Below are 2,500 nucleotides of genomic sequence, written 5' to 3'. Positions count from 1 at the left end.
ACATCAATTGGAGGACCGAACTCACTAATGTTGAAAAATTAGGAGATGACCTGTGGATCGGAGTGAAAGGCTAATCAAGCCGGGAGATAGCTGGTTCTCCTCGAAAGCTATTTAGGTAGCGCCTCGCGTATCACCCACGGGGGTAGAGCACTGTTTGGGCTAGGGGGTCATCCCGACTTACCAACCCCATGCAAACTCCGAATACCGTGGAGTGCAATCGCGGGAGACACACGGCGGGTGCTAACGTCCGTCGTGGAAAGGGAAACAACCCAGACCGCCAGCTAAGGTCCCAAATATCAGTTAAGTGGGAAACGATGTGGGAAGGCCCAGACAGCTAGGAGGTTGGCTTAGAAGCAGCCATCCTTTAAAGAAAGCGTAATAGCTCACTAGTCGAGTCGGCCCGCGCGGAAGATATAACGGGGCTCAAACTGATAACCGAAGCTGCGGATGCTTTTTAAGCATGGTAGAGGAGCGTTGTGTAAGCCGCTGAAGGTGAACTGTGAGGTTTGCTGGAGGTATCACAAGTGCGAATGCTGACATGAGTAACGACAAGGGGGGTGAAAAACCTCCCCGCCGGAAGACCAAGGGTTCCTGTCCAACGCTAATCGGGACAGGGTTAGTCGACCCCTAAGGCGAGGGCGAAAGCCGTAGTCGATGGGAAACAGGTTAATATTCCTGTACTTGCAATTGCTGCGATGGAGTGACGGAGAAGGCTAGGCCAGCACGGCGATTGGTTGTCCGTGTTTAAGGTAGTAGGCTGGGGACTTAGGCAAATCCGGGTCCCTAAGGCCGAGAGCTGATGACGAAGCTTACTTCGGTAAGTGAAGTGGTTGATGCCATGCTTCCAGGAAAAACTTCTAAGCTTCAGGCAATTGTGAATCGTACTCTAAACCGACACAGGTGGTCAGGTAGAGAATACCAAGGCGCTTGAGAGAACTCTGGTGAAGGAACTAGGCAAAATGGTACCGTAACTTCGGGAGAAGGTACGCCGGTTTTGGTGATGGGACTTGCTCCCTAAGCTGAGGCCGGTCGAAGTGACCAGGTGGCTGCGACTGTTTATTAAAAACATAGCACTGTGCAAACACGTAAGTGGACGTATACGGTGTGACGCCTGCCCGGTGCCGGAAGGTTAATTGATGGGGTTAGCTTCGGCGAAGCTCTTGATCGAAGCCCCGGTAAACGGCGGCCGTAACTATAACGGTCCTAAGGTAGCGAAATTCCTTGTCGGGTAAGTTCCGACCTGCACGAATGGCGTAACGATGGCCACGCTGTCTCCACCAGAGACTCAGTGAAATTGAAATCGCTGTTAAGATGCAGTGTACCCGCGGCTAGACGGAAAGACCCCGTGAACCTTTACTACAGCTTTGCACTGAACTTTGAGCCTATTTGTGTAGGATAGGTGGGAGGCTTTGAAGCTGTGACGCCAGTTACAGTGGAGCCATCCTTGAAATACCACCCTGGTATGTTTGAGGTTCTAACTCTGGTCCGTTATCCGGATCGAGGACAGTGTATGGTGGGTAGTTTGACTGGGGCGGTCTCCTCCCAAAGAGTAACGGAGGAGTACGAAGGTGCACTCAGCATGGTCGGAAATCATGCAATGAGCATAATGGTATAAGTGCGCTTGACTGCGAGTCAGACATGACGAGCAGGTACGAAAGTAGGTCATAGTGATCCGGTGGTTCTGTATGGAAGGGCCATCGCTCAACGGATAAAAGGTACTCCGGGGATAACAGGCTGATACCGCCCAAGAGTTCACATCGACGGCGGTGTTTGGCACCTCGATGTCGGCTCATCACATCCTGGGGCTGAAGCCGGTCCCAAGGGTATGGCTGTTCGCCATTTAAAGTGGTACGCGAGCTGGGTTTAGAACGTCGTGAGACAGTTCGGTCCCTATCTGCCGTGGGCGTTGGAAATTTGAGAAGAGTTGCTCCTAGTACGAGAGGACCGGAGTGAACGAACCTCTGGTGTTCGGGTTGTCACGCCAGTGGCATTGCCCGGTAGCTATGTTCGGACGGGATAACCGCTGAAAGCATCTAAGCGGGAAGCCTCCTTCAAGATTAGATTTCCCTGACTCCTTGAGAGTCCTAAAGGGCCGTGGAAGACTACCACGTTGATAGGCTGGGTGTGGAAGCGTTGTGAGGCGTTGAGCTAACCAGTACTAATTGCCCGTGCGGCTTGACCATACAACAGAGATGGCTACTACGATTGGATTGTGTTCAATCGAGAGACACGCAAAGTTGCTTTGCGGTGTATTACTACAGAATGTTTTACCGACTTATTTGGGTTGACTGTTATCGCTGAAAAGCGAGTGCAAACGGACAGTCAAACGGCAGCGCAGAGCAATAGCTCATAAGACCACGCCAACCCAAGCCAGTTTGCCTGACGACCATAGAACTGTGGAACCACCTGATCCCTTGCCGAACTCAGAAGTGAAACGCAGTATCGCCGATGGTAGTGTGGTGTTTCGCCATGTGAGAGTAGGTCATCGTCAGGCTTCTAT

At 52.0% G+C, this 2,500-nt stretch carries 2 rRNA genes (1 of these 2 cut by a window edge); both read left to right on the top strand.

Annotated elements, in window-relative coordinates:
- A 23S ribosomal RNA gene (locus tag Q1A74_RS18340) occupies positions 1–2,183 on the top strand; it begins 701 nt to the left of the window's first position.
- 195 nt (positions 2,184–2,378) lie between these two features.
- A 5S ribosomal RNA gene (rrf, locus tag Q1A74_RS18335) occupies positions 2,379–2,494 on the top strand.
- Positions 2,495–2,500 lie beyond the last annotated feature (6 nt).

The organism is uncultured Microbulbifer sp. (genome assembly GCF_947504145.1).
In the GTDB taxonomy this organism is placed as follows: domain Bacteria; phylum Pseudomonadota; class Gammaproteobacteria; order Pseudomonadales; family Cellvibrionaceae; genus Microbulbifer.
The sequence above is the reverse complement of the archived record's forward strand: the minus strand, read 5'-3'. Positions and strand labels throughout refer to the sequence as shown.